The organism is Pseudomonas sp. RA_15y_Pfl2_54, assembly GCF_963971015.1.
GTDB classification, from domain to species: Bacteria; Pseudomonadota; Gammaproteobacteria; order Pseudomonadales; family Pseudomonadaceae; genus Aquipseudomonas; species Aquipseudomonas baetica_A.
Window position 1 is genome coordinate 86,415 of record NZ_CAXAPN010000020.1, and the last position, 22,414, is coordinate 108,828.

The following is a 22,414-nucleotide window of genomic DNA, read 5'->3' on the forward strand; positions in this document are numbered from 1 at the left end:
CGATGGCACTTACCCTGAGTAAAAAACAGTCCATTTCCCTGGAAAAAACCGCCGGTACTGCGCTGACCAGCGTCAGCCTCGGCCTGGGTTGGGACCCGGTAAAGGCCGGTTTTCTCGGCAAGTTGATGGGCAATGGTGGTGAAATCGACCTGGACGCTTCGTGCATCCTGCTCGACGCCAGCCTTCAACCGATCGACCTGGTGTGGTTCCGCCAACTGAAATCTCAGGACGGTTCGATCCAGCATTCCGGCGACAACCGTACCGGTGAAGGCGCGGGTGACGACGAAACTATCCACGTTGATCTGCAGCGTCTGCCGGCGGTCGTCCAGCACCTGGTTTTTACGGTGAACAGCTTCACCGGGCAGAACTTCGAAAAAGTCGAAAACGCCTACTGCCGCATCGTCAACGCCAGTAACAAGAATGAGCTGGCCCGCTTCAATCTGTCCGAGCGTGGCGCCCACACCGGCATCGTGATGGCTAGCCTGTCTCGTGATAGCGATGGCTGGAAGTTCACCGCTATCGGCCAGACCACCAACGGCCGTACCGCCGATGACCTGGTGAACCTGGCCGTTCAGGCGCTGCGCTAATGGCCACTCTTGCTCCGGGCGGCAACGCACCCGTTGCCAGCGGCCCGCTTCGCGTCGACATCAATTACTCGCCGATTCCAGGCGCCGATATTGATGTCTCGGCCTTCGCTCTGGGAACCACGGCAAAGGTTCGCGGCGATGGCGATATGTGCTTTTACGGTCAGCCGAGTGTGCTGGGCGGGGCGGTCACCTTGTCCGACTCCTCGGCGGGTCGGGCGGTGTTCACCGTTGACCTGAGCCGACTGGAGCCGGCCGTGGAAAAGGTCGCACTGACCGCCACGATCTACGAAAACAAGGCCAGTTTCGAGCGCGTCTCGCAGCTGTCGGTCGTGGTGTCCGGTGGTATCGAAGCGCAGATCCCTACCAGTGGCATGAAGGAAACCGCGCTGATTCTGGGCGAGTTTTATCGTCGCCAGGGTGAATGGAAATTCCGTTGTGTTGCACAGGGCTTCAACGGTGGGCTTGAGCCATTGGCCAGGCATTTCGGGGTCGATGTCGCCGCGCCGGCACCCGCGCCAACACCCGTGCCGCCTGCGCCTGCGGCGCCGAAGTCGTCGATCAGCCTGAGCAAGGTGACCCTCGACAAGACGCGCAGCTCTATCAGTCTGGAGAAGACCGCGGCCGGTTTCGGTGAGATCAAGGTCAACCTGAACTGGAACAAGCGCAGCTCTGGCGGCTTTTTCAAAAGCAGTTCTTCGATCGACCTCGACGTGGGTTGCCTGTACGAGTTGCAGGACGGTGAGAAGGGCGTCGTACAAGCGCTTGGCAACTGCTTCGGCAGCCTGAACCAAGAGCCTTACATCCAACTGATGGGTGACGACCGTACCGGCTCTGTCGCCGGTGGCGAGTGGCTGCACATCAATGGCGCTAAGTGGGCTGAAGTACGCCGCATCCTGATTTTCGCCTTCATCTACGAAGGGGCTCCTAACTGGCGCGAGACCGATGGCGTCGTAACCATCTACATCCCGAATCAGCCGGAGATCGAGGTTCGCCTCAACGAAGAGGGCGGACGCGATGGTATGTGCGCCATTGCGATGCTCGAAAATGACAACGGCGCCGTCAAGGTTTCCCGGCGGGTGGATTTCCACCGTGGGCATTCTGCGGTGGACAAAGCCTACGGCTGGGGCATGAACTGGCGCGCCGGTTCGAAATAGTTACCTTGGCGGGGCTTGGGGCCCCGCCCTTTTAGAGGACTTCAAAATGCTTGCATGGCTTAAAGAAAACGCTGCATTGGCACGCGACAAACTGACCTCTGAGGTCAGCAAGTTCAAAAATCAGAAATTCATGGATGCCACGACCGCAGCCTGCGCATTGGTCGCTGCTGCAGACGGAGAGATCTCCTCCGCCGAGAAAACCAAAATGGCCGGGTTCATCAACAACTCGTCGGAGTTGAAGGTTTTCAACATGGCCGACGTCATCAAGTCCTTCAACGCTCACTGCGAAAAGTTTGAGTTCGACTTTCAGATCGGTCAGGCGGAAGCGCTGAAGACCATCGGCAAGATCAAGAACGATGCCGGTGCTGGCCGCTTGCTGGTCCGTGTTGCCTGCGCTATCGGCGCGTCGGACGGCAACTTCGACGACAAAGAAAAAGCGGCTTGCCGTCAGATTTGCCTTGAACTGGGTTTGAACCCGGCTGATTTCGAACTTTAAGGAGCGGTACTTGGACAGTCACATTGGATTCCCCCCACTGACCATGGCGGTATTCGTCGGTATTGCGCTGGGCGCACTGCTGCTCGACATGGTCACGCACCGTGGCGACAAGCCCATTTCGCTGGCTAAAGCCTCGATCTGGTCGGTTTTCTGGATTGCCATCTCGCTGGCATTCGCAGGCTTTCTCTATGTCCAGCACGGGCCGCAGGTCGCGAGCCTGTTTGTCACCGGTTATGCCCTGGAGAAAGTCCTGAGCGTCGACAACCTGTTCGTGTTCATGGCGATTTTTGCCTGGTTCAAAGTGCCTGATGGCATGCGTCACCGGGTGCTGTACTGGGGGATCATCGGCGCGATCGTTTTCCGCGGGATCTTCGTTGCCATTGGCACCGGTCTGTTGGCGTTTGGCCCATGGGTCGAGGTGGTTTTCGCCGTGATCGTCGCCTGGACCGCCATCATGATGCTGCGCAGCGGCGGTGATGACGAAGAAGAGGAGGACTATTCCAAGCACATGGCCTACCGCTTCGCGCAAAAGCTCTTTCCTGTATGGCCAAAGCTGTATGGCCACAACTTTTTTGTGTCCCGCAAGCAACTGGAAGTGGAACTGAAGAAACCTGAGCACCAGGGCATGACGCTCGCGGCCAAGGGCACGCTGTTCGCCACGCCGCTGTTCCTGTGCCTGGTGGTGGCTGAAGTGTCCGACATTCTCTTCGCCTTCGACTCTGTGCCGGCGGTGATCGCCGTGAGTCGCGAGCCGCTGATCGTCTACTCGGCCATGCTGTTCGCCATTCTGGGCCTGCGCACCATGTACTTCGTTCTCGAAGCCCTGAAACGCTATCTGGTCCACCTGGAAAAATCGGTTATCGCACTGTTGTTCTTCATTGCTGTCAAGTTGGGCTTGAATGCAACGGATCACATGTTTCATCACGGCTATACCATCGATGCGAACACCAGTTTGCTGATCGTGATGGTTGTTCTGGCGATAGGCGTCGTTGCGAGTCTGATCTTCCCTGCAAAGGAAGATGCACCGCTTGAAAACCAATGAGTAATCGTCTTCACCACAAGGAGTAATACCCATGGCACTGACTCTTCAAAAGGGTGCAAACCTGTCTTTGACCAAAACCGACCCGAGCCTGAGCAAGATTCTGGTCGGCCTGGGCTGGGATCCGCGTGCAACTGACGGCGCCGAGTTTGACCTGGACGCGAGCGCTCTTCTGCTGGGTGCGAACGGCAAGGTCCGCAGCGAAGCTGACTTCATTTTCTACAACCAGCTGAAAAGCCTGGACGGCTCGGTTGAGCACACTGGCGACAACCGCACCGGTGCTGGCGACGGCGACGACGAAGTGATCAAGGTCGACCTGAGCCGTGTCCCGGCTGACGTAGACAAGGTGGTCTTCGTCGTGACCATTCACGACGCCGAAGCGCGCAAGCAAAGCTTTGGTCAGGTGGGTGGTTCCTTCATCCGTGTCGTTAATGACGTGACCAGTGCCGAAGTGGTTCGTTACGACCTGGCTGAAGACGCCTCGACTGAAACAGCGATGGTGTTCGCAGAGCTGTATCGCCACAACGGCGAGTGGAAATTCCGAGCCGTGGGTCAGGGTTACGCCGGCGGCCTGCGCGCCTTGGCCAACTCCTACGGTATGAACTTCTAAGCAACCCCCAACAAAAGGAATCTGAACATGGCTGTAAGTCTGTCCAAAGGTGGCAACGTTTCGCTGTCCAAAGAAGCTCCGGGCCTGTCCGAAGTGATCGTGGGCCTGGGTTGGGATCCGCGTGTCACTGACGGCGCCGAGTTCGACCTGGATGCGTCGATTTTCATCGTCGGTGAAAACGGCAAAGTGCTCGACGACAACGGTTTCATTTTCTACAACAACAAAACCTCTGCCGACGGTTCCGTTGAGCACATGGGCGACAACCGCTCGGGCGCTGGCGAAGGTGATGACGAACAAGCCACCGTCAAACTCAACGGCCTGGCTGCCGCTGTGAAAAAACTGGTGTTCTCGGTGACCATCCATGACGCCGAAGCTCGCAAGCAAAGCTTCGGTCAGGTGTCCAACGCCTACATCCGTGTGGTCAACAAGGCTGACGGCAAAGAACTGGCCCGCTACGACCTGAGCGAAGACGCCTCCACCGAAACTGCGATGATCTTCGGTGAGCTGTATCGCAACGGCGAAGAGTTCAAGTTCAAGGCGATCGGCCAGGGTTTCGCTGGCGGCTTGAAGCCTCTGGCTGAAGCTCACGGCGTGAGCATCGGCTAACCCGAAAGGGTGGGGAGGGGCCCCCTCGCGAGGGGGCTTTTTCTTGCCCGGCGTTCGGGCAGCGCAATCATCCGCATGCCGTCAGCGAATAATGCCTTTGGCCTTGGCCTCTTTGAGCCAGATCGGGAACTCGGCCATCAGCATGTCATAGAGCTGTTCCTCGCTGATGTCGTGCAGGTCGTCCAGTGCGAAAAAGCCGCAGTTGTCGACCACGCGTCCCGGCAGGGTGTCCAGTTTCTCCAGAATGCCGTAGCCGTGGCCACCGAGCCCGACGAATTGCCAGAAAATCGGCAGGTTCGCTGCGTCGACCATCAGGCGAGTGATTTTGCGGCTTTCAGACACGCCGCCATCGCTGATGAACAGGACATACATCGGCGTGCCGTCGTCGGATTGCTTAAACTGCTCCACGACTTTCTGGATGACTTTCGGCTCATCGTTGATCCGGCTGCCGAGTTCCCAGTTTCTCCAACCTCTATTGTCGGTGTCGATGAATGCCTTGTGATTGCCCAGCGTCACCGGCGAGAGGCGCAACGGCTTGGCGCCGAACGCCCAGCAATCGAGCTCGCCGTCCTCATCGAACGATACCGCCAGCGGCAATAGCCGGTTGACCACTTCCTGCACCCGGCCTTTGACGTACTGATGGTTCATTGAACCAGAAGCATCAAGCACCAGAACAACCCGGGCCTTGGTTTGGGTGAGGTTGGCTTTTTCCAGGCTGATCTGTGCTTTCTTTGCCAGACTGACCAGATGCGGTGCGGCGTCGGCGATTCTTTTCTCGAGGGATATTTTGGCGGGTGCTGGTGCTGGTGCTGGCGCAGGGCTTTCAGCGACCTCGCCACCGAAGTGATTCACCAGCGCATCCAGACCTTGTGCGTAACCTTGCAGGTTCGAGAGCAGGCGCCATTCGCCGTTCTTGCGATACAACTCGGCAACCATGATGGCTTTCTCGGCGCTGAACGTCGCCCCGGAAAACGCACATTGAGCGACGGTTTGGCCGGCAGGGTTGAACACACAGAAGTGACTGGCGCCGATAGCGCTCATCGTCCCCTGGCCGTCGATGGAGGCTGTGAACACCAAGCGGTCGATGGAGGCGGGTAACTGCGCGAGGTTGATTTGAAAGCGGCCCTGATCTTCGATTTTTACGCTGGCGCATGGCGTCGCCGGTTGATTGAAAAAGACCATGTAGCGATCGTCTGAAAGCTTGCCTTGCGCGTCGACGCCGAAGCAGACGAAATCGATGACGTCGCTGGACTGGATCTGTACCGCGAGTGTGAGCGATTGCCCCTGAAGAATGTTTGACAGGGGGAGCCGCTGTCCTTGGGTGATCTGCATCTTGCTTCCTTGAGTGATGATTTGCTGCGTCGGCGCGCACCGGATATTTTGTTAACCGATAATGCGCGGGCGATTGATTCGCCCGCGCATTATCACCCTAAACCGGCTATCGGCGGTCGATGGGTTTGTGCTCAGCGTTGCACCGCCACCAACATCATCATCGGCCGCTCCTGTTCTTCAGCCAGCGCCGGTTGCGCTGCGATATCCGCATCGCTTGGGCCCCATTCGTTGACATGGCGAATGCTGAAACCCGCGCCAATCAATGAATTGAGCAACGTGCCGACCGTGCGATGCTGTTTGATCACGCCCTCGGCCAGCCAGTTCGTTACGCGTTCGCCTTCCAGCTGATAACTGTCCAGCGGCCAGCGCTTGCGACCTTCACTGTCGATCAGCCAACCCGGATTGCGCGGTGCCATGAAGATCGGGTGCTCGATGGAAAACACGAAGTGCGAACCCGGTTTCAGCGCGCTGTAGAGGTGGGCAAACAGCCCCGGCAGATCCTTGATGTAGTGCAGCGCGAGCGAGCTGTAAGCCAGGTCATAGCAGCAGGCGGGCAAGTCGAGTTGTTCAAGGTCGGCACGTTCGTAGCGGATGTTCGCTGCTGTGGTGGTTTGGCGTGCGCGTTCCAGCATTTTTTCCGAGACATCCAGCCCCAGCACGTTAGCCGCGCCCTGTTCGCTGGCCCAGCGGCTGAACCAGCCATAGCCGCAGCCCAGGTCCACCACGTTCAAACCATGCAGGGGGGGCAGCAGCGCTTTGAGCGCCGGCCATTCCGGCGCGGCATCGAGGCCGCCGATGGAGCGGTTCATCTGGCTGTAGCCCTGGAAAAACTCGGGATCGTCGTAAATGTTTTGAGTCATGGGTGAAGTGCTCTTTTGAGTTCAGTCGTCAGCGGCAAATTGGCCGTGATTGGGATTCCCTCGAAAGTGATGACGCGTATTCGTCGATGGCCGCGCAGGGGGAGGGGGTGGTTGATGAGGAAATGCTAGCGGGTCGCGCGCCAAGTGAGAACCGGTGCAGTGTTGTCGATCTGTAATGTCGGGCGAATCGCCGTTTTATGTGGGTGCGTAAACGCTTTCTGGAGGCCGTGTTTAAAGGTATTCGGTGTTACGTCCTGAAGCCTGCAAACCCTTGAGCTGTTGCCTGCCGGTACGCCAGAATTCGCCGGCTTGTGTGCCTGGAGGGTGGTCGGTAACTTGATAGGCCAAATCATGGGCTCTACCAACGAGCCCGAACCGGTGTTTCTCGCCATTCCGGCGTACGACACCGAGTCCCTGCTTGCTTTCTACAGCGCGTAAAAAAACCGGCCATCAAGGCCGGTTTTTTCTGTTTCTGCATCCCCCGCCGAACAGTGCGACGTGAGACCTCTATTCGATTGGAGCGGGTAGAGGGAATCGAACCCTCGTCGGAAGCTTGGGAAGCTACTGTTCTACCATTAAACTATACCCGCTCAGAGCGGCTGACTTTGTACCAGAGTCGCCAACGAATTTGAAGTTTTCTTTTGCGTGCGATGGCTTTAAATCGCTGAAAACGGTCAATCGCGGGCGAGCGCTGCGGGTAAGTAAACGAAAACCTCAACCCGGCAGGCTCGCTCGCGACGACGCTTTTTCAAATGGCCAGTGCATGGTGATCCTGAACAAACGAGTAACGCGTTCGGCTCGCCTGCGGTGCCGGTTTCAGAAAGCCGAGCAGGGCGTTCTGGCTATCTCGGCAGGCAGCCTTGTGCTCCATGTCGAGAAAGTGTCCGGTGGCCTGCAGCGTGGTGAAGGTGCTCTGCGCCACATGGTTGCCGAACAGGCGCGCATCGTCGGCGGCGGTGTACTCGTCCCATTCACCGTTGAGAAACAGCACCGGCACGTTGATTTTCTGCGCTGCATTCAAATAGCACAGACGATCACTGTGCAGCACGTCGCTGATGTGGAAGTGCATCTGCCCGTATTCGTGCTCGGCCAGGCTGCTGACGTGGCGGTAGTTGAAGCGCTTGAACAGCGACGGCAGGTGCTTGCCGATGGTGCTGTTGACTAGTTCACCTACCCGATCGCCATCGCGTTGGCCGAGGTAGTCGACGCCGCGCTCCAGGTAATCGAGCATGTGCGCGTTGATCACCGGAGAGAACGAGCTGATCACGGCTTTTTCGATGCGCCGAGGCTGGTGTGCGAGGGCAACCAGTGTGGCGGCGCCGCCCCAGGAAAACGACAGCACATGCTCAGCGCCGAAGTGGTCGATCAGTTCCAGCAGGATCTGCCCTTCGACTTCTTTCGTCAGATGTTTCTCGTGCAGGTTGTGGGCTTTTGACTTGCCCGCGTAGGGCTGGTCGTAGCAGACCACGTTGAATTGCGGGTGCAGGTTTTTCACAGTCTGTGCAAACGACGCAGTCGTGGCCATCGAGCCGTTGACCAGGATGATGGTCTTTTCTGCGGCGTCTGCGCGATAGAACTCCGTGTAAACCCGATACTGACCCTGTATATCCAGCACAGCGATTTCTGGCCTCATGTCATAAGACTCCTGGCAAGCAAGCGGGTATGCGCGCAAATAGAGATTGCACGAGCTTTGTGACAGGTAGGCATACGCCTGAAATTTGCTTGGCCCATGTCGATCCGGTACGGCAGGTCGACGGGTATTGTTATTGGCGGGCAGTCTGCCGGCTGAGGCGCAGCCCTGAGGGCTGTCTACCGGCAAAAAGTTTCTTAGAGGTATGTTGTGACTCTTCGGTCACATTTCGGCCGACGTCCTGATTCAAGCAGGGGGATCGGGATCGCGCAAGTGCCGTTGGTAAATTCTTTGACGACTTCTGCTGAGCGGTCGCGGCTTTAGAACCATTGAATCTCTTCGGTGCGCAAAGCGCGGTACTCGCCCGGTTTTAGCGCGTGATCGAGCAGCAACGGGCCGATGGAATCGCGGTGCAGGCGCAGGACTTTATTGTTGAAGTGACCAAACATGCGCTTCACCTGATGGTAGCGGCCCTCGACGATGCTCAAGCGCGCCGACCTTGGGCCGAGCAACTCCAGATGCGCCGGCTGCGTGGTCAGATCCTCGAAAGCAAAGTAGATCCCCTCGGCAAACGTGAGCGCATAGTGCGCGCCAATGTCCTGTTCGGTCTCCACGTAATAGACCTTCGGCAATTTGGTCTGCGGCTGGGTCAGGCGTCGCGACCAGGTGCCATCGTTGGTGATCAACATCAGCCCGGTGGTGTTGAAGTCCAGGCGTCCGGCGATGTGCAGGTCGTCTTTGTCCGGCTCATCGATCAGGTCGAGCACGGTCGGGTGTTGTGGGTCGCGGGTGGCGCTGACGCAACCTGCAGGTTTGTGCAGCATGAAGTAGCGCGCCGGTTTGCCGAGTTGCAGCACTTGGTCATCGACTTCGACGCGGCTGAACTCCAGTACATCGCTGTGGGGATCGATGACGACTTTTCCGTCAACCCGCACGCGCTTTTCCACCAGCAACAGGCGAACCTGCTGACGGTTGTAGCGGGGTAGATTGCTGAGGAAGCGGTCAACGCGCATGTTCAGGTTTCGCTGGGTGAAGGGGCGCGTATCTTACGGGATCGTCTGGCTGGCCGCTTGCAGTTGCGCCTGGACCTGCGCGCACCGTGGGCACAGGCAGGATGTGTCGCGCCGTTCGGGCGGCAATGCTTCGAGCACGGCCGGGTCGATGCTCACGCCGTAGCACCAGCAGGCGCGGTCGGCGGTGCGTGGGTCGGCCAGGCTGCAGTCGTTGCGGGCACCGCAGGCCGGGCAGAGGTCGGGTCTTGCATTGATGTCAGGCATAGGTCGAGTGGGGCATTTCCACGCAGGTGCGGTTGCGGCCGGTTTGCTTGGCCCGGTACATCGCATGATCGGCCCGGGACAGCAGGCTGTGCAAGGTGTCATCGCGTTGCAGGGTGGTGGCACCGATGCTCACCGTCAGATTTAGCGTATGGCCGTTGTAGGCATATTTGTGCTGTTCGACGTGCTGACGGATCTTCTCGGCAATGTTCTGACCGGTTTCGCCGTCGGTGTCCTTCAGCAAAACGATAAATTCCTCACCGCCCCAGCGGCAGACGATGTCGGCATGGCGCAGGCAACTCTGTAGATCCCGGGCGAAACCGATCAACACTTGATCGCCTGCCATGTGGCCGTAGGTGTCGTTCAGCACTTTGAAGTGATCGAGATCGAGCAGCAACGCGGTCAGCGGCTTGGTCTCGCGTTGCGCTTCGTGCAGGGCTTGCGCGGCCAGCAGATCAAAGCCGCGCCGGTTCGGCAGTTCGGTGAGGCTGTCGAGCGTGGCCTGGGCCTGGATTTTCGATTGAAACCGTTTGATCACACGGTTCAGCACTGCCAACACAATCAAGGTCACCAGCAGGCAAATCAGCAGATTGAGGTACAGCGACTGACGGATTTCACTCAGTGCACCGTCCTCGCGTTTATCAACGAACAGGTACCAGTTCAACTCCGGGATAAACCGCACGTTGAGGAAGTGCCCCTGGCCGTGGGCGGAGTATTCGTAGCTGCCGCTGTGGGGCTTGGGCAATTGGCTGACCAGGCTTTTCATGCTGTCGATTTCGCCGAGGCTCTGGCCAATGTGCGCGCCTTCAGGTCCGCCCTGGGCACCGGTCAATACCAGCCGGCCAAAGGTGTCGACGAAGTAAACACTGCGTTGATAGCGCTGTTGGTATTTGTCGATCAGCTTGATCACCGCGTCCACCGTCAGGCCGACACCCGCCGCGCCGATGAAGCGGTTGTGGTAGTCGTAGACCTTGTAGTTGATGAAGAACGTCAGGTTGTCCTTGTTGGCCAGATCCGGGTCGACGTTGATCTCGTACGGGTCTTTCATGTCGCGCACGCGAAAGTACCAGGCGTCACGCGGCTCCTCGACCTTGACCTGCTTGAGCACGCCTTTGGCGTGGTAGTAGGTGAGGGTGCTGTTGGAGACGAAAAACGCGGTGTAGGCGCCGTAATGGGTCATGACTTCGTCGAGATAACGGGTCATCTGCTCGGGGTTCTGTTCGCCGTTTACCACCCAGTCGCGCATGAAGGTATCGCGGGACATCATCGAGGAAATCAGGATCGGCCTGACAAGGTCTTTCTGGATTTCCGAATACACGGTGTCGGACGTCAGCGGCAGTTCGGTGTTGACGATGTTGTCGCGGATCGACGTGCGCGAGGCGTAGTAGCTGAGCAACGAGGTGGCGAGGAAACCGGCGCCCAGCAGGGCGATCAGCGTCAACACCAGTGAACGTTGGGAGTACAGCGCAGAGCGATGCGGCATGGCAGATCCGTTGGCAGTGGCCCGATGGCAAACATTCTAACGGGACTGCGGGGCAAATATCTGCTCCATGTGCGGTGCGAATGGTCGTTCCTGTACTGGCCTGAAGTGGCGCCACCCCTTATCGGTGTGCGCCTGCTCGCGATGGGGCCGTGACATTCACCCATGGTGTGGCTCAAACACTGCTATCGCGAGCCGGCTCACGCCTGCCAAGGAGCGCCTCAGGCCAGGGTTTTCAGATAGGCCCGCCATCCGCCCAGATGGCTGATATCCACGGCGCCCTCCAAGCCATACGGCTCACAGATGAACCCGTTCTCCCAGCGCCCATCCGCCAGTTGCACCTTGCCCAGGCCGAGCGGGGCGGGAATACCGGTAAGGAAGGAGCCCAATTCGCTGCTCGGCAACTCCCAGACTTCCACCGCAATGGCCACGCCGCCATCCTTCACCCTGACCATGCCCGGGCGCTTCGTTGGGCCACCCGCCAGGGCGTGAAGTTGATAGTCCGGCGAGCTGAGCGTGGTTTCCAGCAAGCGCCCACCCCGTTGCGTGAGCTGCCCGTTCAACGGCAAACCATCCAGATGCGCGCCGCACACCACCACGCGCGCGCGGTCATTGCGCGCCACGTTCGCAGGTGATGGCTGCGCGCAATCTTGCTGGCGCTGCAGCGCATCCGCCACGCTCAACAGGTATTGATCGGTGAACGCCCGTCCGAACAGCGTCACGCCCCACGGCAAACCATTGGCCATGAACGCGCTTGGCACGGCGACGGCGGCGTAATCGAGCAGGTTCATGAAGTTGGTGTAGTAACCGAGTTCGGAATTGCGCAGCACCGGTTCGGCGTCCAATTGCGCCAGTGTCACGGGACGGCCGAGGGTCGGGGTCAGCACGCAGTCGAGGTTTTCGAGGGCCTGATCGCAACGCGCTTTCAGGGCTTGCAGCCGATATTGGGCGCGGAAGGTCTGCACGCCCGTCACCGCCGCAGCCTTGGCCAGCACGGCGCGGATCACCGGCAAGACCGCTTGGGGATTCTCTTCCATCAATTCGCCCGCCACGCTGTAGCGCTCGGCGACCCACGGCCCTTCGTACAGCAAGCGTGCGGCTTCCAGGAACGGCGACAAATCCAGCTCGACCGCTTCGCCACCCAGGGCCTGGAGCCGGTCGATGGCATCGCCGAACAGCAGCGGGCCTTCGACGCAGCCGAAAAACTCCAGATCCTGCGCACGCGGGACCCCGAAGCGAAACGGCTGTGGCGCACCGAATGCCGAGCCGTCATTCCACGCCGGATTAGGGCGGCTGTACTCATCCCGTGGATCGAGTTTTGCGGTCAGTGCCAACAACTGACTGGCCTCGCGCGCGGTCGCGGTAAACGTGGTGACGCAATCCAGCGTCCGGCACGCCGGCAGCACCCCGGCCGTGGAGATCAGCCCTTTGCTGGCTTTCAAACCGATCAGGTTGTTCAGGGCCGCCGGCACCCGCCCTGACCCTGCAGTGTCGGTGCCCAGGGCAAAACTCGCCACGCCCAACGCCACCGCCAGCGACGAACCGGCGCTGGAACCTCCGGACGGATATTGCGGCAACACGCTGTTCGGACATGCGCCGTAGGGTGAGCGGCTGCCATTGAGGCCAGTCGCAAACTGATCGAGGTTGGTCTTGCCCAGCGGCACCGCTCCCAGCGCAATCAACTGCTCGACGATGGTCGCCGAGCGCTGTGGCGTGTAAGCGAACGCCGGGCACGCGGCGGTGGTGGGGATACCCGCCAGATCGATGTTGTCCTTGATCGCAAACGGCACGCCGTACAGCGGCAGGCTGTCGATGTCGCGGCCGTCGAGGGCGGCGAGGTACGGCTCCAGTTCATCGACACTGACCAAGTGGATGAACAGGTGATAGTCGGGATTCAGCGCGGCGGCTTTTTCGCGCAGTGCAGGCAGCAATGTGCGGGGTGTTGTTTCGCCCTTGATATAGGCCTGGCGCAGAACATCGAGTTGCAGATTCATGAGTTGATCCTTTTACAAATGGGTTCAGTCGAGCTCCAGCACCACGACCCGTTGACCTGCGCGCACCGCCGAACCCGGCTGCACACGAATTTCGCGTACGACGCCAGCCATTGGCGCGAGCACAGGGATTTCCATCTTCATCGATTCGAGAATCACCAGCACATCACCCGTCGCGACGCGGCTGCCAGCCTCGACTTGCACTTGCCAGAGGTTGCCGGCGATATGGCTTTCGATGCTCTGCAGGCCGTGCGCCAACGGTGCGTCCTCGGTTGATGGCGGCGCCACCTCTTCGCTGTCGAAGTGCGCCTGACCACTGGCGATCCAGCGTTCGCGCTCGGCGTTGAACGCGCCTTGTTGTTGGCTGCGAAACGCACTGATGCTGTGCGCTTCACGGCTCAGAAAATCCTGATACTCAGCGAGGTTGAGCTGGCTGTGCTCGATGTCCAGTTCAAAACGCCCGAGGGGGAAATCCCTGCGGATGCGCAGCAACGCTTCGGCGCTGACCGGGTAAAAACGAATCTGGTCGAAGAAACGCAGCAGCCACGGTTTGCCATCGAATGCCGCCACTTCGCGGTAGCGATTCCACATCTGTAACGTGCGCCCGACGAACTGATAACCGCCCGGGCCTTCCATGCCGTACACGCACAGGTAAGCGCCACCAATACCCACCGAGTTTTCGGCGGTCCAGGTGCGTGCCGGGTTGTATTTGGTGGTGACCAATCGATGGCGGGGGTCGAGCGGAGTGGCCACCGGCGCGCCGAGGTAGACGTCGCCAAGGCCCATCACCAGATAGCTCGCATCGAACACCGTGCGCTGTACTTCGTCGAGGTCCGGCAGGTCATTGATGCGGCGGATGAACTCCAGATTGCTCGGGCACCATGGGGCATCCTTGCGCACGGTGGTCATGTATTTCTCGATCGCCAACTGACAGGCCGGGTCGTCCCAGGACAGCGGTAAATGCACGATGCGCGACGGCACCTGCAAATCCTTGGCCGCGCACACCGCGTCCCACTCCCCGGCGACGATGCCGAGCAGGTCGGCGAGTGGCAATTGCTCGGGCTGGTAGTGAACTTGCAGCGAGCGAATGCCCGGCGTGAGGTCGATCACGCCGTGCAGGGATTTGCTTTCCAAAGCTTGCATCAGGGCGTGAGCGCGGAAGCGCAGGACCAGATCGAGTTCAGGCTCGCCGATTTCCAGCAACAGGTGAGTATCCCCACAGACTCGCGCAACAAGCCGCCGATCCCCCTGACCCAACTCCAACACCACGGGCGACACCAAACCCTGTGGGAGCGGGCTTGCTCGCGAAAGCGGTGTGTCAGGCACATCAATGTTGACGGACACGGCCTCTTCGCGAGCAAGCCCGCTCCCACCGTGAGAATCCCATTGCAGGGCGAGTTCGCGGGCGGTTTTGAGGTCCACCGGGATGAACTGGATTTTATCGCCAGCCTTGAGCTGCCCTAGCTGCCACAGATCGGCTTCGATCACCGTCACCGGGCACACAAACCCGCCGAGGCTCGGGCCGTCAGGGCCGAGGATCACCGGCATGTCACCGGTGAAGTCCACGGCGCCGATGGCGTAGGGATTGTCGTGAATGTTTGAGGGGTGCAACCCGGCCTCACCACCGTCGGCGCGCACCCATTCCGGTTTCGGGCCGATCAGGCGCACGCCGGTGCGGCTGGAGTTGAAGTGCACTTCCCACGGGCTCGCGAAGAAGGTGTCGATGGCGTGTTCGGTAAAGTATTCCGGTGCGCCGTGAGGGCCGTACATCACGCGAATCTGCCGCACGGCCGGCAACACGCTGATGTGCTGCGCCGCAAGTTGTTGACCGGCGCTGCGATCGGCCAGCGCCGGTATGTGCAACACGTCGCCAGTGCGCAGCGCACGACCGCCATGGCCGCCGAACTGGCCGAGGGTGAACGTGCTTTTGCTGCCCAGATAGTCCGGCACCTGCAAGCCGCCGCGCAGGCACAGATAACTGCGCGCCCCGGCGCCGTTGATGCTGCCAAGGTTCAACGTCGCGCCCGCCGGGATCAGCAGCGCGGTGTTCATCGGCACGGTTTGACCCTCGCACGCCAAGGCAATCGGCGCCCCGGTCACCGCCACCACTGCCTCGCAGTTGAAGCGCAACATCGGCCCGCTCATGGTGATTTCCAGTGCCGCTGCGCCGTCGGCATTGCCAAGCAGGCGATTGCCCAGACGCAGCGCCCGGCTGTCCATGGGCCCCGAGGGCGGCACACCGACGGCCCAGTAACCGAGGCGACCGGGATAATCCTGCACGCTGGTTTGTGTGCCGGCGCTGAGCACCTCAAAGGTATTGGCGCGATAAACCAGGCTCTCCAGGCAACGGGTCCACGGCTCACCGCTGGCGAACGGGGTGTCGAGCAGAATCTGGCGCAGGTAATCGCGGTTGGTTTCCACGCCGTACAACTGGCTGTCACTGAGCGCCTGATGCAGTTCTGTGCGCGCTTGTTCACGGTTCGGCGCCCAGGCGATGACTTTGGCGATCATCGGGTCGAAGTATGGCGGGATCTCGCAGCCAGCCTCGACCCACGTGTCGATGCGCAACTGAATGCCGTTGGCCGGTGGGAATTCAACAGCCGTCAGCAGGCCCGGGCTTGGCTGAAAATCACGCCCCGGATCTTCGGCATACAAGCGCGCCTGAATGGCATGGCCGCCGGGTTTCAGGTCGCGGTACAACTCGGCGAGCGGCGCCAGCTCACCCGCGGCCAGTTCGACCATCCAACGCACCAGATCCACGCCCCAGACCTGTTCCGTGACGCCGTGCTCGACCTGCAAACGTGTGTTCACTTCAAGAAAATAGAAGCGCTGCGCCACGCTGTCGAAGACGAATTCAACGGTACCGGCGCTCCGGTAATTGACCGCTTTGGCCAGTTTGATCGCCGCCGCACACAGCTCATCGGCCATGCCGACTGGCAGGTTGGGCGCCGGGGTTTCTTCGAGGACTTTCTGGTTGCGCCGCTGCACTGAACAGTCGCGTACACCGAGGGCGATGACTTCGCCGCGACCATCGCCGAATACCTGCACTTCCAGATGCCGGGCGCGCTGAATGTATTTCTCGATGAACACCCCGGCGTCGCTGAAGTTGTTCTGGCCCAGACGCTTGACCGCTTCGAATGAGTCGCTCAATTCGCTGGCGCTGCGGCACACGCGCATGCCGATGCCACCGCCGCCAGCGGTGCTTTTGAGCATGACCGGGTAGCCGACGTGCTCGCCAGCGATCAGCGCCGCGTCGAGGCTGTCGAGCAGTTCGGTGCCTTCGAGCATGGGGACGCCGTGCTGTTTCGCCAAAGCGCGCGCGGTGTGCTTGAGGCCGAACACCCGCAGTTGCTCCGGCGTCGGGCCGATGAAGGCGATGCCTTGGGCTTGGCACGCTTCAGCGAAAGCGGCGTTTTCCGAGAGAAAACCGTAGCCGGGATGAATCGCCGTGGCGCCGCTTTCTTTGGCAATGGCGAGGATTTTATCGACCGCCAGATAAGTGCTGGCCGCTGCACCTTCGCCAAGGCTGTGGGCTTCATCGGCTTGCAGGATGTGCAGGCTGGCGGCATCGGCTTGGGCGTAAACGGCGACGCTTTTGACCTGCAACGGCGCGAGGGTGCGCAGAATGCGGCAGGCGATGGCGCCACGGTTGGCGATAAGGACTTTTTCGAACATGGCATAACCCCTGAAGGGGAAGCGGGCCGTCCCGCCGTTTTTCGACTGGCATCCGGGTCGTCCCGGATGAAACACACGTTCTCCCAATCAGTACAAAACCCTTGTGGGAGCGGGGCGTGCGGACGGTTTCAGGCACTGCCCGGATCGGGCCTGGCATAAGGCAAACAACCAGCGGCGCAAGCGGCGCAATTTCAGTTCCATACCAGCAGCTCCGCAGGGGTCGGGTTGTAGGCGTTGCACGGGTTGTTCAGTTGCGGGCAGTTGGAGATCAGCACGATCACGTCCATCTCGGCGCGCAGGTCGACGTATTTGCCCGGCGCGGAAATCCCGTCTTCGAAGGTCAGTCCACCGTCGGCAGTGACGGGGACGTTCATGAAGAAATTGATGTTCGGCCCGATGTCGCTTTTGCCCAGTCGCCCATCGTGCACGCAGGCGCGCAGGTAGTTGTCGCGGCAGCTGTGCATGTAGCGTTTTTCCAGGGCGTAGCGCACGGTGTTGCTCTCTTGCGCACACGCGCCGCCGAGGGTGTCGTGGCGTCCGCAGGTGTCGGCGACGAGGGTCAGCATCGGTTTGCCCAGATTGGAATAGAGCACGCTGCCGGTGCTCAGGTAGACGCTGTTCTGCCGACGCAAGGTGCGTTGCACGTCGTAGCGTTCTTTGGGGTTGGCGAGGCTGTAGAACAAGGTGTCGATCGCCTGGTTGCCTTCCAGATCAAGAATGCGCAGGGTCTGGCCGGCCTTGACCTCCATCAGCCAGGGTTCGCCGGCAGGGATGGTCGCGCGGTAGACCGCGGTGTCGGGTTGTCTGTTTTCGCAAACGTCAGCAGTAGCGATGGCAAATGACATGGCGGCGATCCTCAGGCGAACAAACGGTCAGTGTTGATAAATCCGCGCTCGTTCTCGGGGCGCGAGGTGCGGCAGTGTTCGGCGACGCTGGCGTCGGCGTTCATCCAGCTCAGCTTCAATGGTTTTGGCGCGTAGTCCGGCGCCGGGTCCATCGGGTGTTGCAGGGCGGTGAGCACCACCAGTGTGTCCATCGGTGCGTATAACTCGATGTAGTCGCCAGCCTTGGAGTGGTCTTCGACGAAATGCAAATGTCCCGCTTGATCGACGTTCACGCGGCTGAACAGGTTGAGGGTCATCAGCAGGTCGGACAGGCCCAGCCCCCACTTGCCCAGCTCCACCAACAGGTTGTCGGTGCCATTGCGAAAGAAGCCATTGCGCAGTTCCTGGTAGCGGCCCTGGCCGTACTTGTGCGCGACTTCTTCTGCGCAAAGCACACCGCCGAGGCTGTCGCTCCAGCCGCCGGTATCGGCGGTGATGGCTGCCAGCACGCGGCCCATGTCCGAATACAGGCAGTGGCCGGTGGTGAGCTTGGCGGTGTGTTGGCATTTGAGGCTGTCGGGCAGGTTCAGCCGCTCGGTTTTTTCGTTGGCGTTGAGCAGGGTCAGGCTGACGTTGGCGCCACCGCGCAGATCGGTCAGGCGCAGCAATTGGCCACGCTTCAACACGAAGGAACGGTGACCGCCACCGGGCAGCATTTCTTCTGCGAACGGTGGGAACAGTTGGGTCGAATCAGTCATTGGAAAGTGCCTCTCAAGCAGTTCGAAGTGCGCCCGCCAGTGACGCCGGCAAGGCTTCGACGGCGGCGCGTTGGGCGCGGCGGTCGCTGTTCAAAGGGATGTCATAGGTGATGCGTGCGCCATAGGCGCCGGGGGCATGCGGGTCGAGTCGAACCTTGTCGAACACCAGCAAACGAGTGCCCAGGCTGAAACCTTCGGACAGGTCATGGGTGACCATGAACACCGTCAACGGCGTCTCGCGCCACAGGTCCAGCAGCAGGGCATGCATGTCTTTGCGGATGCCTGGATCGAGTGCGCCGAACGGTTCGTCGAGCAGCAATACTCGCGGTTTCATGATCAGCGCCTGAGCAATCGCCAGCCGTTGCTGCATGCCACCGGACAGTTGCGCCGGATATTTGTCCAGCGCATGACCGAGGCCAACTTTGTGCAACAGCGCCGAAGCGTGTTCGCGTGCCTGGCGCCTGGCGCTGCCGAACAGACGCCCCAGCAACGGCGAGTGCGGTAGCTCAAGGCCGATGACGACGTTGTCCAGCACGCTCAGGTGCGGGAACACCGAGTAGCGCTGGAACACCACGCCACGGCTGGCATCGGGCTCGCTGGCCAGCGCTTGACCGTCGAGCAGAATCTCGCCGCGACTGGCGGTTTCCTGGCCGAGCAGCAAACGCAGGAAGGTCGATTTACCGCAACCGGACGCACCGACCAGCGTGCAGAACTCGCCCTCGTTGACGTTCAGGTTCAGGCCTTCGAGCACGACCTGATCGGCGTATTGCTGCCAGACGTTTTTCACACGGATGAAGCTCATTTGGCGGCCCCTTCGTACCAGGGAAATGCGCGCCGCGTCAGGTGTTTCAAACCCCAATCCATCAGCCAGGCGAGGAGGGTGATCCACACGACGTAAGGCAGGATGACGTCCATCGCCAGATAGCGGCGCACCAGAAAAATCCGGTAGCCGAGCCCGTCGGTGGAGGCGATCGCCTCGGCGGCAATCAGGAACAACCACGCTGAACCGAGCATCAGCCGCAGCGATATCAGCAAACGTGGCAGTAGTTGCGGCAGCACCACGCGCAGCATCAGCGTCCAGGTCGAGGCGCCGAGGGTCTGCGCCTTGATCAGCAACTCGACGGGGATTTCCCGGGCGCGCTGTTCCAGATCCCGAGCGAGTGCCGGTGTGATGCCGATCACGATCAGCATCACTTTGGACAATTCGCCCAAGCCGAAGACGATGAACAGAATCGGCAGGATCGCGAGCGGCGGCACCATCGACAGCACCGTCAGCAGCGGTGACAACGGCGCACCGAATAACGGTAAAGTCCCGGCAGCGATGCCCAGACACAGCCCGGCCAGCGCAGCGATACCGAGGCCGATGGCCAGGCGCCGCAGGCTCGAAGCGGTGTCCTGCCACAACAGGTAGTCACCGGTACGTTTGTCGGCATTGAAGGCCAGGCGTGTTACCGCGTCGCTCATTTGCACTGCGCTGGGCAGCAGTTTGTCGTTGGGGTTGTCTGCCAGTCGCTCGGCCGAACCCATGAAGTAGGCGAACAGCAGCAACGCGAACGGCAGGATCACCAGCAACAAGCGGCTCGGACGATCCGGGTGGCGATTGATCAGGCGCATGGCCAAATCCTCCGTGGCTTACAGCTTGGCGTCGGCGGCCATCTGCACGTAGGTCGGATCGAAACGCAGCTTGAGGTTGCTGGTGTCGCCGCTGGTCACACCGTTGGCGAACGACATGCCGACGGCGCTGGTGTCTTTGGCGCCTTCACCGAGCAAACCGTGCTCGAACGAAAACTCGGCGACTTTGCGCATGGTTGCCGGCAGTTGTTTGCTGGTGGCGAAACTCAGTGCTTCGCTCGGGGTGGCGAACAGTTTGGTGGTGTCGAGTTGCGCCTGGAATCCGGCCAGATCCGTGCCCGAGGCCTTGGCCATGTGCTCCAGCGCAGTCTTGCTCGCGGCGTTTTTGGCGTTCATCAACTCGACCACTTCGAACCACGCGCCAGTCAGCGCTTTGCCCAGCGCCGGGTTGTCTTTGAGGGTGGCGCTGTTGACCACCATCATGTCCATGATCTCGCCGGGAATCTGGCTGGAATTGAACACTTCGGTCACCCCCGGTTTGGCCTTGATGTCCGAGAGCATCGGGTTCCAGGTAGTGACGGCGTTGACCTGTTCGGTGTTGAAAGCGGCGGAGATATCGGCGTCGGAAGTGTTGACCACTTTCAGGTCTTTCTCGGTCAGGTCCACCGAGTCCAGCGCCCGCGCCAGCAGGTAGTGCGACACCGACAGTTCAACCAGATTGACGTCCATGCCCTTGAGGTCGGCGACTTTCCTGCCTTCACCCTTGAGCACGATACCGTCGTTGCCGTTGGAGAAGTCGCTGACGATCAGTGCGGTGCTGTCGACGCCGCCAGCGGCGGGAATGGTCAGTGCGTCCATGTTGGTCATGGTGCAGCCGTCGAACTGACCGGCGGTGTACTGGTTGATCGATTCGACATAGTCGTTGAGTTGCACGACGTCGATCTTGATCCCGTATTTCTTCGCCCACTTGTCGACAATGCCCTGGCTGCCGGCGTACTCCCATGGCATCCAGCCGGCATAGATTGTCCAACAGACGCTGAAATGGTCTTTCTGGGCGGCGGGGGATTGGGTGCTGACAAGCGCGGCGAAGACGGCGGCGAGCAGGGCGGGTAGGCGTAGTCGTGACATGGTGGATTCTCCAGTTGATCAAGGGCGGACAGGAAGGCAACGCGGCACCGCGAACGGTGGCTTGTCTCCCGGGCTTTTGTCCCGCCGTGTAACCTCAACTGGAGGTCGCCAACTCTCGGACCAGTCACTCGCGATTGCGAGCCGGAACCCTAGTCAGCCATTGCAAATTGTGGTGCCGCGAACCTGTGATGACTCCTGCACGGGTTTGCTAAAGCGAGACGCGTGCCAAGTCGCGTCAGGCGCTCTGGCACGGGCGCGCGGCTTACCTAGTGTTGGTGGCGAGGCTGCTGAGGCGCTTTGAGTTGGTGCGCGGCTGCACCGTGATGCAGCGTGTTTGCCGCTGATCCGATGATTTTGCGCTGTTGGCACTCGGTCTGGGTTTGCCAGTCAAAACAGATGTCAGCCGGTCTGTGCCGACTGCTGTCGCGGGTCTTTCAGGAGGCCGCCATGCTTATTCAAAAAACATTGCGAAGGGTGCTGCTGGGAGCGGTGCTCGGTTTGGGTCTGTCCGGTTGTTACTACTACGCCGGGCCCTACGATGCTTATCCGTCTACCTACTACTATCCCGGCTATTACTCACCTTATTCCTACGGTGGTTATTACGCTCCGCGCTACTACGGCGGCGCGCGTTATTACCACGGTGGCTACGGCTATCGAGGCGGTTACGGACGGGGTTATCACGGCGGCGGATATCACGGTGGCCACCATTAATCAGCGGCTGAATGACAGCGTTTTCCAAATGAACAGGATTTCATCAATCACTTGTTTCAACTTGTTGCAGGAACGCACCAGATGCCGAAAACGCTGTCTGATTTTTCGACAGTCACCGATTAAATGACTGTCGCCTGCCAGCGTCGCTGGTGTGGCCAACCCGCGGTCCAGGAGGCCGCCATGTATAGACGAATTCTTCTACTTGCTGCGATGATGTTTTCCGTTGCCGGTTGCGTCCCGTACTCCTACGCGGACTCGTATTACAGCTCAGAGGTCTACACATCACCCGCACCGGCCTACTACAACACGGGCGGCACGTATTACAACGGTGGCAGCACGTATTACGCGCAGCCTCGCTACTACCAGCCGGCCCCGCGGTATTACCAGCAACCGCGCTATTACCAATCGGCGCCGCGTTACTACCAGCCGGCTCCACGTTATTACGAAAGCCGTCGCTGGCACGACAACGATCGCGGGCGTTGGGATGGCCATCGTCGCGGCGGTTGGGATAACGATCACCGCGGTCGCGGTAACTATGACCGACACAGCGGGCGTGGTGACCATAACGGGCGTGGCAACCGATGGTAATCACCCGCCAACAAAAAGCGGCGCATAAAGCGCCGCTTTTTTGTGCCCGGAATATCGTCAGGATGCAGCCGCAACGGTAAACGCAGGATTAATGGCCAT

At 60.2% G+C, this 22,414-nt stretch carries 21 protein-coding genes, 1 tRNA gene and 1 riboswitch; of the genes, 8 read left to right on the plus strand and 14 right to left on the minus strand.

The genetic code is table 11. The annotated features are described in order from the left end of the window. The first annotated feature begins 2 nt into the window (after positions 1 to 2). The 6 genes from AACY50_RS16230 to AACY50_RS16255 are packed head-to-tail and all read left to right on the plus strand — an operon-like array spanning position 3 to position 4,492. Positions 3 to 587, plus strand: a complete 585-nt coding sequence (locus tag AACY50_RS16230) for a TerD family protein (RefSeq protein WP_221731364.1) — start codon at positions 3 to 5, stop codon at positions 585 to 587. Then, the gene (locus AACY50_RS16235; protein WP_339493664.1) at positions 587 to 1,741 is read left to right on the plus strand and encodes a TerD family protein; all 1,155 of its coding nucleotides are present in this window, start codon (positions 587 to 589) and stop codon (positions 1,739 to 1,741) included. The genes AACY50_RS16230 and AACY50_RS16235 overlap by 1 nt, the downstream gene beginning before the upstream one ends. A gap of 46 nt (positions 1,742 to 1,787) precedes the next feature. Further along, positions 1,788 to 2,237: a tellurite resistance TerB family protein gene (locus AACY50_RS16240; protein WP_221731362.1), complete on the plus strand. Its 450-nt coding sequence runs from the start codon at positions 1,788 to 1,790 to the stop codon at positions 2,235 to 2,237. 43 nt (positions 2,238 to 2,280) lie between these two features. Further along, on the plus strand, positions 2,281 to 3,279 hold the full coding sequence (locus AACY50_RS16245; protein WP_221731472.1) for a TerC/Alx family metal homeostasis membrane protein: 999 nt from the start codon (positions 2,281 to 2,283) through the stop codon (positions 3,277 to 3,279). Between the two features lie 31 nt (positions 3,280 to 3,310). Further along, positions 3,311 to 3,886: a TerD family protein gene (locus AACY50_RS16250; RefSeq protein ID WP_339430715.1), complete on the plus strand. Its 576-nt coding sequence runs from the start codon at positions 3,311 to 3,313 to the stop codon at positions 3,884 to 3,886. A 27-nt stretch (positions 3,887 to 3,913) separates the two neighbouring features. Continuing rightward, positions 3,914 to 4,492 carry a TerD family protein gene (locus AACY50_RS16255; RefSeq protein ID WP_221731360.1) on the plus strand — a complete coding sequence of 193 codons (579 nt, stop codon included), beginning with the start codon at positions 3,914 to 3,916 and terminating at the stop codon, positions 4,490 to 4,492. 81 nt (positions 4,493 to 4,573) lie between these two features. Here the strand turns inward: AACY50_RS16255 and AACY50_RS16260 are convergent, their stop codons facing one another. The 14 genes from AACY50_RS16260 to AACY50_RS16325 all read right to left on the minus strand — a co-directional run bounded on the left by AACY50_RS16260 (position 4,574) and on the right by AACY50_RS16325 (position 21,016). Beyond that, positions 4,574 to 5,824, minus strand: a complete 1,251-nt coding sequence (locus AACY50_RS16260) for a VWA domain-containing protein (protein WP_339538842.1) — start codon at positions 5,822 to 5,824, stop codon at positions 4,574 to 4,576. Between the two features lie 131 nt (positions 5,825 to 5,955). Next, on the minus strand, positions 5,956 to 6,684 hold the full coding sequence (locus AACY50_RS16265) for a class I SAM-dependent methyltransferase (RefSeq protein WP_339430717.1): 729 nt from the start codon (positions 6,682 to 6,684) through the stop codon (positions 5,956 to 5,958). Positions 6,685 to 7,200: 516 nt separating this feature from the next. Beyond that, a tRNA-Gly gene (locus AACY50_RS16270) sits at positions 7,201 to 7,274 on the minus strand. Positions 7,275 to 7,432: 158 nt separating this feature from the next. Further along, complete coding sequence (locus AACY50_RS16275; RefSeq protein WP_339430718.1) at positions 7,433 to 8,317, minus strand: alpha/beta fold hydrolase; 885 nt, start codon at positions 8,315 to 8,317, stop codon at positions 7,433 to 7,435. Between the two features lie 317 nt (positions 8,318 to 8,634). After that, on the minus strand, positions 8,635 to 9,327 hold the full coding sequence (locus AACY50_RS16280; RefSeq protein WP_339538843.1) for a pseudouridine synthase: 693 nt from the start codon (positions 9,325 to 9,327) through the stop codon (positions 8,635 to 8,637). A gap of 33 nt (positions 9,328 to 9,360) precedes the next feature. Further along, positions 9,361 to 9,591, minus strand: a complete 231-nt coding sequence (locus AACY50_RS16285) for a cysteine-rich CWC family protein (protein WP_339430720.1) — start codon at positions 9,589 to 9,591, stop codon at positions 9,361 to 9,363. Beyond that, positions 9,584 to 11,071, minus strand: a complete 1,488-nt coding sequence (locus AACY50_RS16290; RefSeq protein ID WP_339464850.1) for a sensor domain-containing diguanylate cyclase — start codon at positions 11,069 to 11,071, stop codon at positions 9,584 to 9,586. The genes AACY50_RS16285 and AACY50_RS16290 overlap by 8 nt, the downstream gene beginning before the upstream one ends. A 218-nt stretch (positions 11,072 to 11,289) precedes the next feature. Beyond that, entirely contained in the window at positions 11,290 to 13,062 is a 1,773-nt protein-coding gene (atzF, locus tag AACY50_RS16295) for an allophanate hydrolase (RefSeq protein ID WP_339464851.1), read from the minus strand. A gap of 24 nt (positions 13,063 to 13,086) precedes the next feature. After that, a complete protein-coding gene (gene uca, locus AACY50_RS16300) occupies positions 13,087 to 16,734 on the minus strand; it encodes an urea carboxylase (RefSeq protein ID WP_339538844.1) in 3,648 nt (1,215 codons plus the stop codon). A 191-nt stretch (positions 16,735 to 16,925) separates the two neighbouring features. Further along, the gene (locus AACY50_RS16305; RefSeq protein ID WP_339430724.1) at positions 16,926 to 17,579 is read right to left on the minus strand and encodes an urea amidolyase associated protein UAAP2; all 654 of its coding nucleotides are present in this window, start codon (positions 17,577 to 17,579) and stop codon (positions 16,926 to 16,928) included. Positions 17,580 to 17,590: 11 nt separating this feature from the next. Next, on the minus strand, positions 17,591 to 18,316 hold the full coding sequence (locus AACY50_RS16310) for an urea amidolyase associated protein UAAP1 (RefSeq protein ID WP_339493656.1): 726 nt from the start codon (positions 18,314 to 18,316) through the stop codon (positions 17,591 to 17,593). 13 nt (positions 18,317 to 18,329) lie between these two features. Beyond that, on the minus strand, positions 18,330 to 19,118 hold the full coding sequence (locus AACY50_RS16315; protein ID WP_339430726.1) for an ABC transporter ATP-binding protein: 789 nt from the start codon (positions 19,116 to 19,118) through the stop codon (positions 18,330 to 18,332). Continuing rightward, on the minus strand, positions 19,115 to 19,930 hold the full coding sequence (locus tag AACY50_RS16320) for an ABC transporter permease (protein WP_339430727.1): 816 nt from the start codon (positions 19,928 to 19,930) through the stop codon (positions 19,115 to 19,117). Before AACY50_RS16320 ends, AACY50_RS16315 begins: the two co-directional genes overlap by 4 nt. An 18-nt stretch (positions 19,931 to 19,948) precedes the next feature. Further along, entirely contained in the window at positions 19,949 to 21,016 is a 1,068-nt protein-coding gene (locus AACY50_RS16325; protein WP_339430728.1) for a putative urea ABC transporter substrate-binding protein, read from the minus strand. A gap of 63 nt (positions 21,017 to 21,079) precedes the next feature. Continuing rightward, positions 21,080 to 21,180, minus strand: a riboswitch (guanidine-I (ykkC/yxkD leader). A gap of 283 nt (positions 21,181 to 21,463) precedes the next feature. On the opposite strand from AACY50_RS16325, the gene AACY50_RS16330 reads away from it, so the two are divergent. Further along, positions 21,464 to 21,727 (plus strand): hypothetical protein, encoded by a 264-nt coding sequence (locus tag AACY50_RS16330; protein ID WP_093438415.1) that lies wholly within the window; start codon positions 21,464 to 21,466, stop codon positions 21,725 to 21,727. A gap of 180 nt (positions 21,728 to 21,907) precedes the next feature. Then, positions 21,908 to 22,315 carry a hypothetical protein gene (locus tag AACY50_RS16335; RefSeq protein ID WP_194933739.1) on the plus strand — a complete coding sequence of 136 codons (408 nt, stop codon included), beginning with the start codon at positions 21,908 to 21,910 and terminating at the stop codon, positions 22,313 to 22,315. Positions 22,316 to 22,414 lie beyond the last annotated feature (99 nt).

Coding starts and splice junctions, on each gene's coding strand:
- AACY50_RS16335 (WP_194933739.1), top strand. CDS start 21,908: ATGTATAGACGAATTCTTCTACTTGCTGCGATGATGTTTTCCGTTGCC.
- atzF (WP_339464851.1), bottom strand. CDS start 13,062: ATGAATCTGCAACTCGATGTTCTGCGCCAGGCCTATATCAAGGGCGAA.
- AACY50_RS16260 (WP_339538842.1), bottom strand. CDS start 5,824: ATGCAGATCACCCAAGGACAGCGGCTCCCCCTGTCAAACATTCTTCAG.
- AACY50_RS16325 (WP_339430728.1), bottom strand. CDS start 21,016: ATGTCACGACTACGCCTACCCGCCCTGCTCGCCGCCGTCTTCGCCGCG.
- AACY50_RS16265 (WP_339430717.1), bottom strand. CDS start 6,684: ATGACTCAAAACATTTACGACGATCCCGAGTTTTTCCAGGGCTACAGC.
- AACY50_RS16330 (WP_093438415.1), top strand. CDS start 21,464: ATGCTTATTCAAAAAACATTGCGAAGGGTGCTGCTGGGAGCGGTGCTC.
- AACY50_RS16245 (WP_221731472.1), top strand. CDS start 2,281: ATGGCGGTATTCGTCGGTATTGCGCTGGGCGCACTGCTGCTCGACATG.
- AACY50_RS16250 (WP_339430715.1), top strand. CDS start 3,311: ATGGCACTGACTCTTCAAAAGGGTGCAAACCTGTCTTTGACCAAAACC.
- AACY50_RS16275 (WP_339430718.1), bottom strand. CDS start 8,317: ATGAGGCCAGAAATCGCTGTGCTGGATATACAGGGTCAGTATCGGGTT.
- uca (WP_339538844.1), bottom strand. CDS start 16,734: ATGTTCGAAAAAGTCCTTATCGCCAACCGTGGCGCCATCGCCTGCCGC.
- AACY50_RS16320 (WP_339430727.1), bottom strand. CDS start 19,930: ATGCGCCTGATCAATCGCCACCCGGATCGTCCGAGCCGCTTGTTGCTG.
- AACY50_RS16315 (WP_339430726.1), bottom strand. CDS start 19,118: ATGAGCTTCATCCGTGTGAAAAACGTCTGGCAGCAATACGCCGATCAG.
- AACY50_RS16255 (WP_221731360.1), top strand. CDS start 3,914: ATGGCTGTAAGTCTGTCCAAAGGTGGCAACGTTTCGCTGTCCAAAGAA.
- AACY50_RS16230 (WP_221731364.1), top strand. CDS start 3: ATGGCACTTACCCTGAGTAAAAAACAGTCCATTTCCCTGGAAAAAACC.
- AACY50_RS16290 (WP_339464850.1), bottom strand. CDS start 11,071: ATGCCGCATCGCTCTGCGCTGTACTCCCAACGTTCACTGGTGTTGACG.
- AACY50_RS16285 (WP_339430720.1), bottom strand. CDS start 9,591: ATGCCTGACATCAATGCAAGACCCGACCTCTGCCCGGCCTGCGGTGCC.
- AACY50_RS16235 (WP_339493664.1), top strand. CDS start 587: ATGGCCACTCTTGCTCCGGGCGGCAACGCACCCGTTGCCAGCGGCCCG.
- AACY50_RS16280 (WP_339538843.1), bottom strand. CDS start 9,327: ATGCGCGTTGACCGCTTCCTCAGCAATCTACCCCGCTACAACCGTCAG.
- AACY50_RS16305 (WP_339430724.1), bottom strand. CDS start 17,579: ATGTCATTTGCCATCGCTACTGCTGACGTTTGCGAAAACAGACAACCC.
- AACY50_RS16310 (WP_339493656.1), bottom strand. CDS start 18,316: ATGACTGATTCGACCCAACTGTTCCCACCGTTCGCAGAAGAAATGCTG.
- AACY50_RS16240 (WP_221731362.1), top strand. CDS start 1,788: ATGCTTGCATGGCTTAAAGAAAACGCTGCATTGGCACGCGACAAACTG.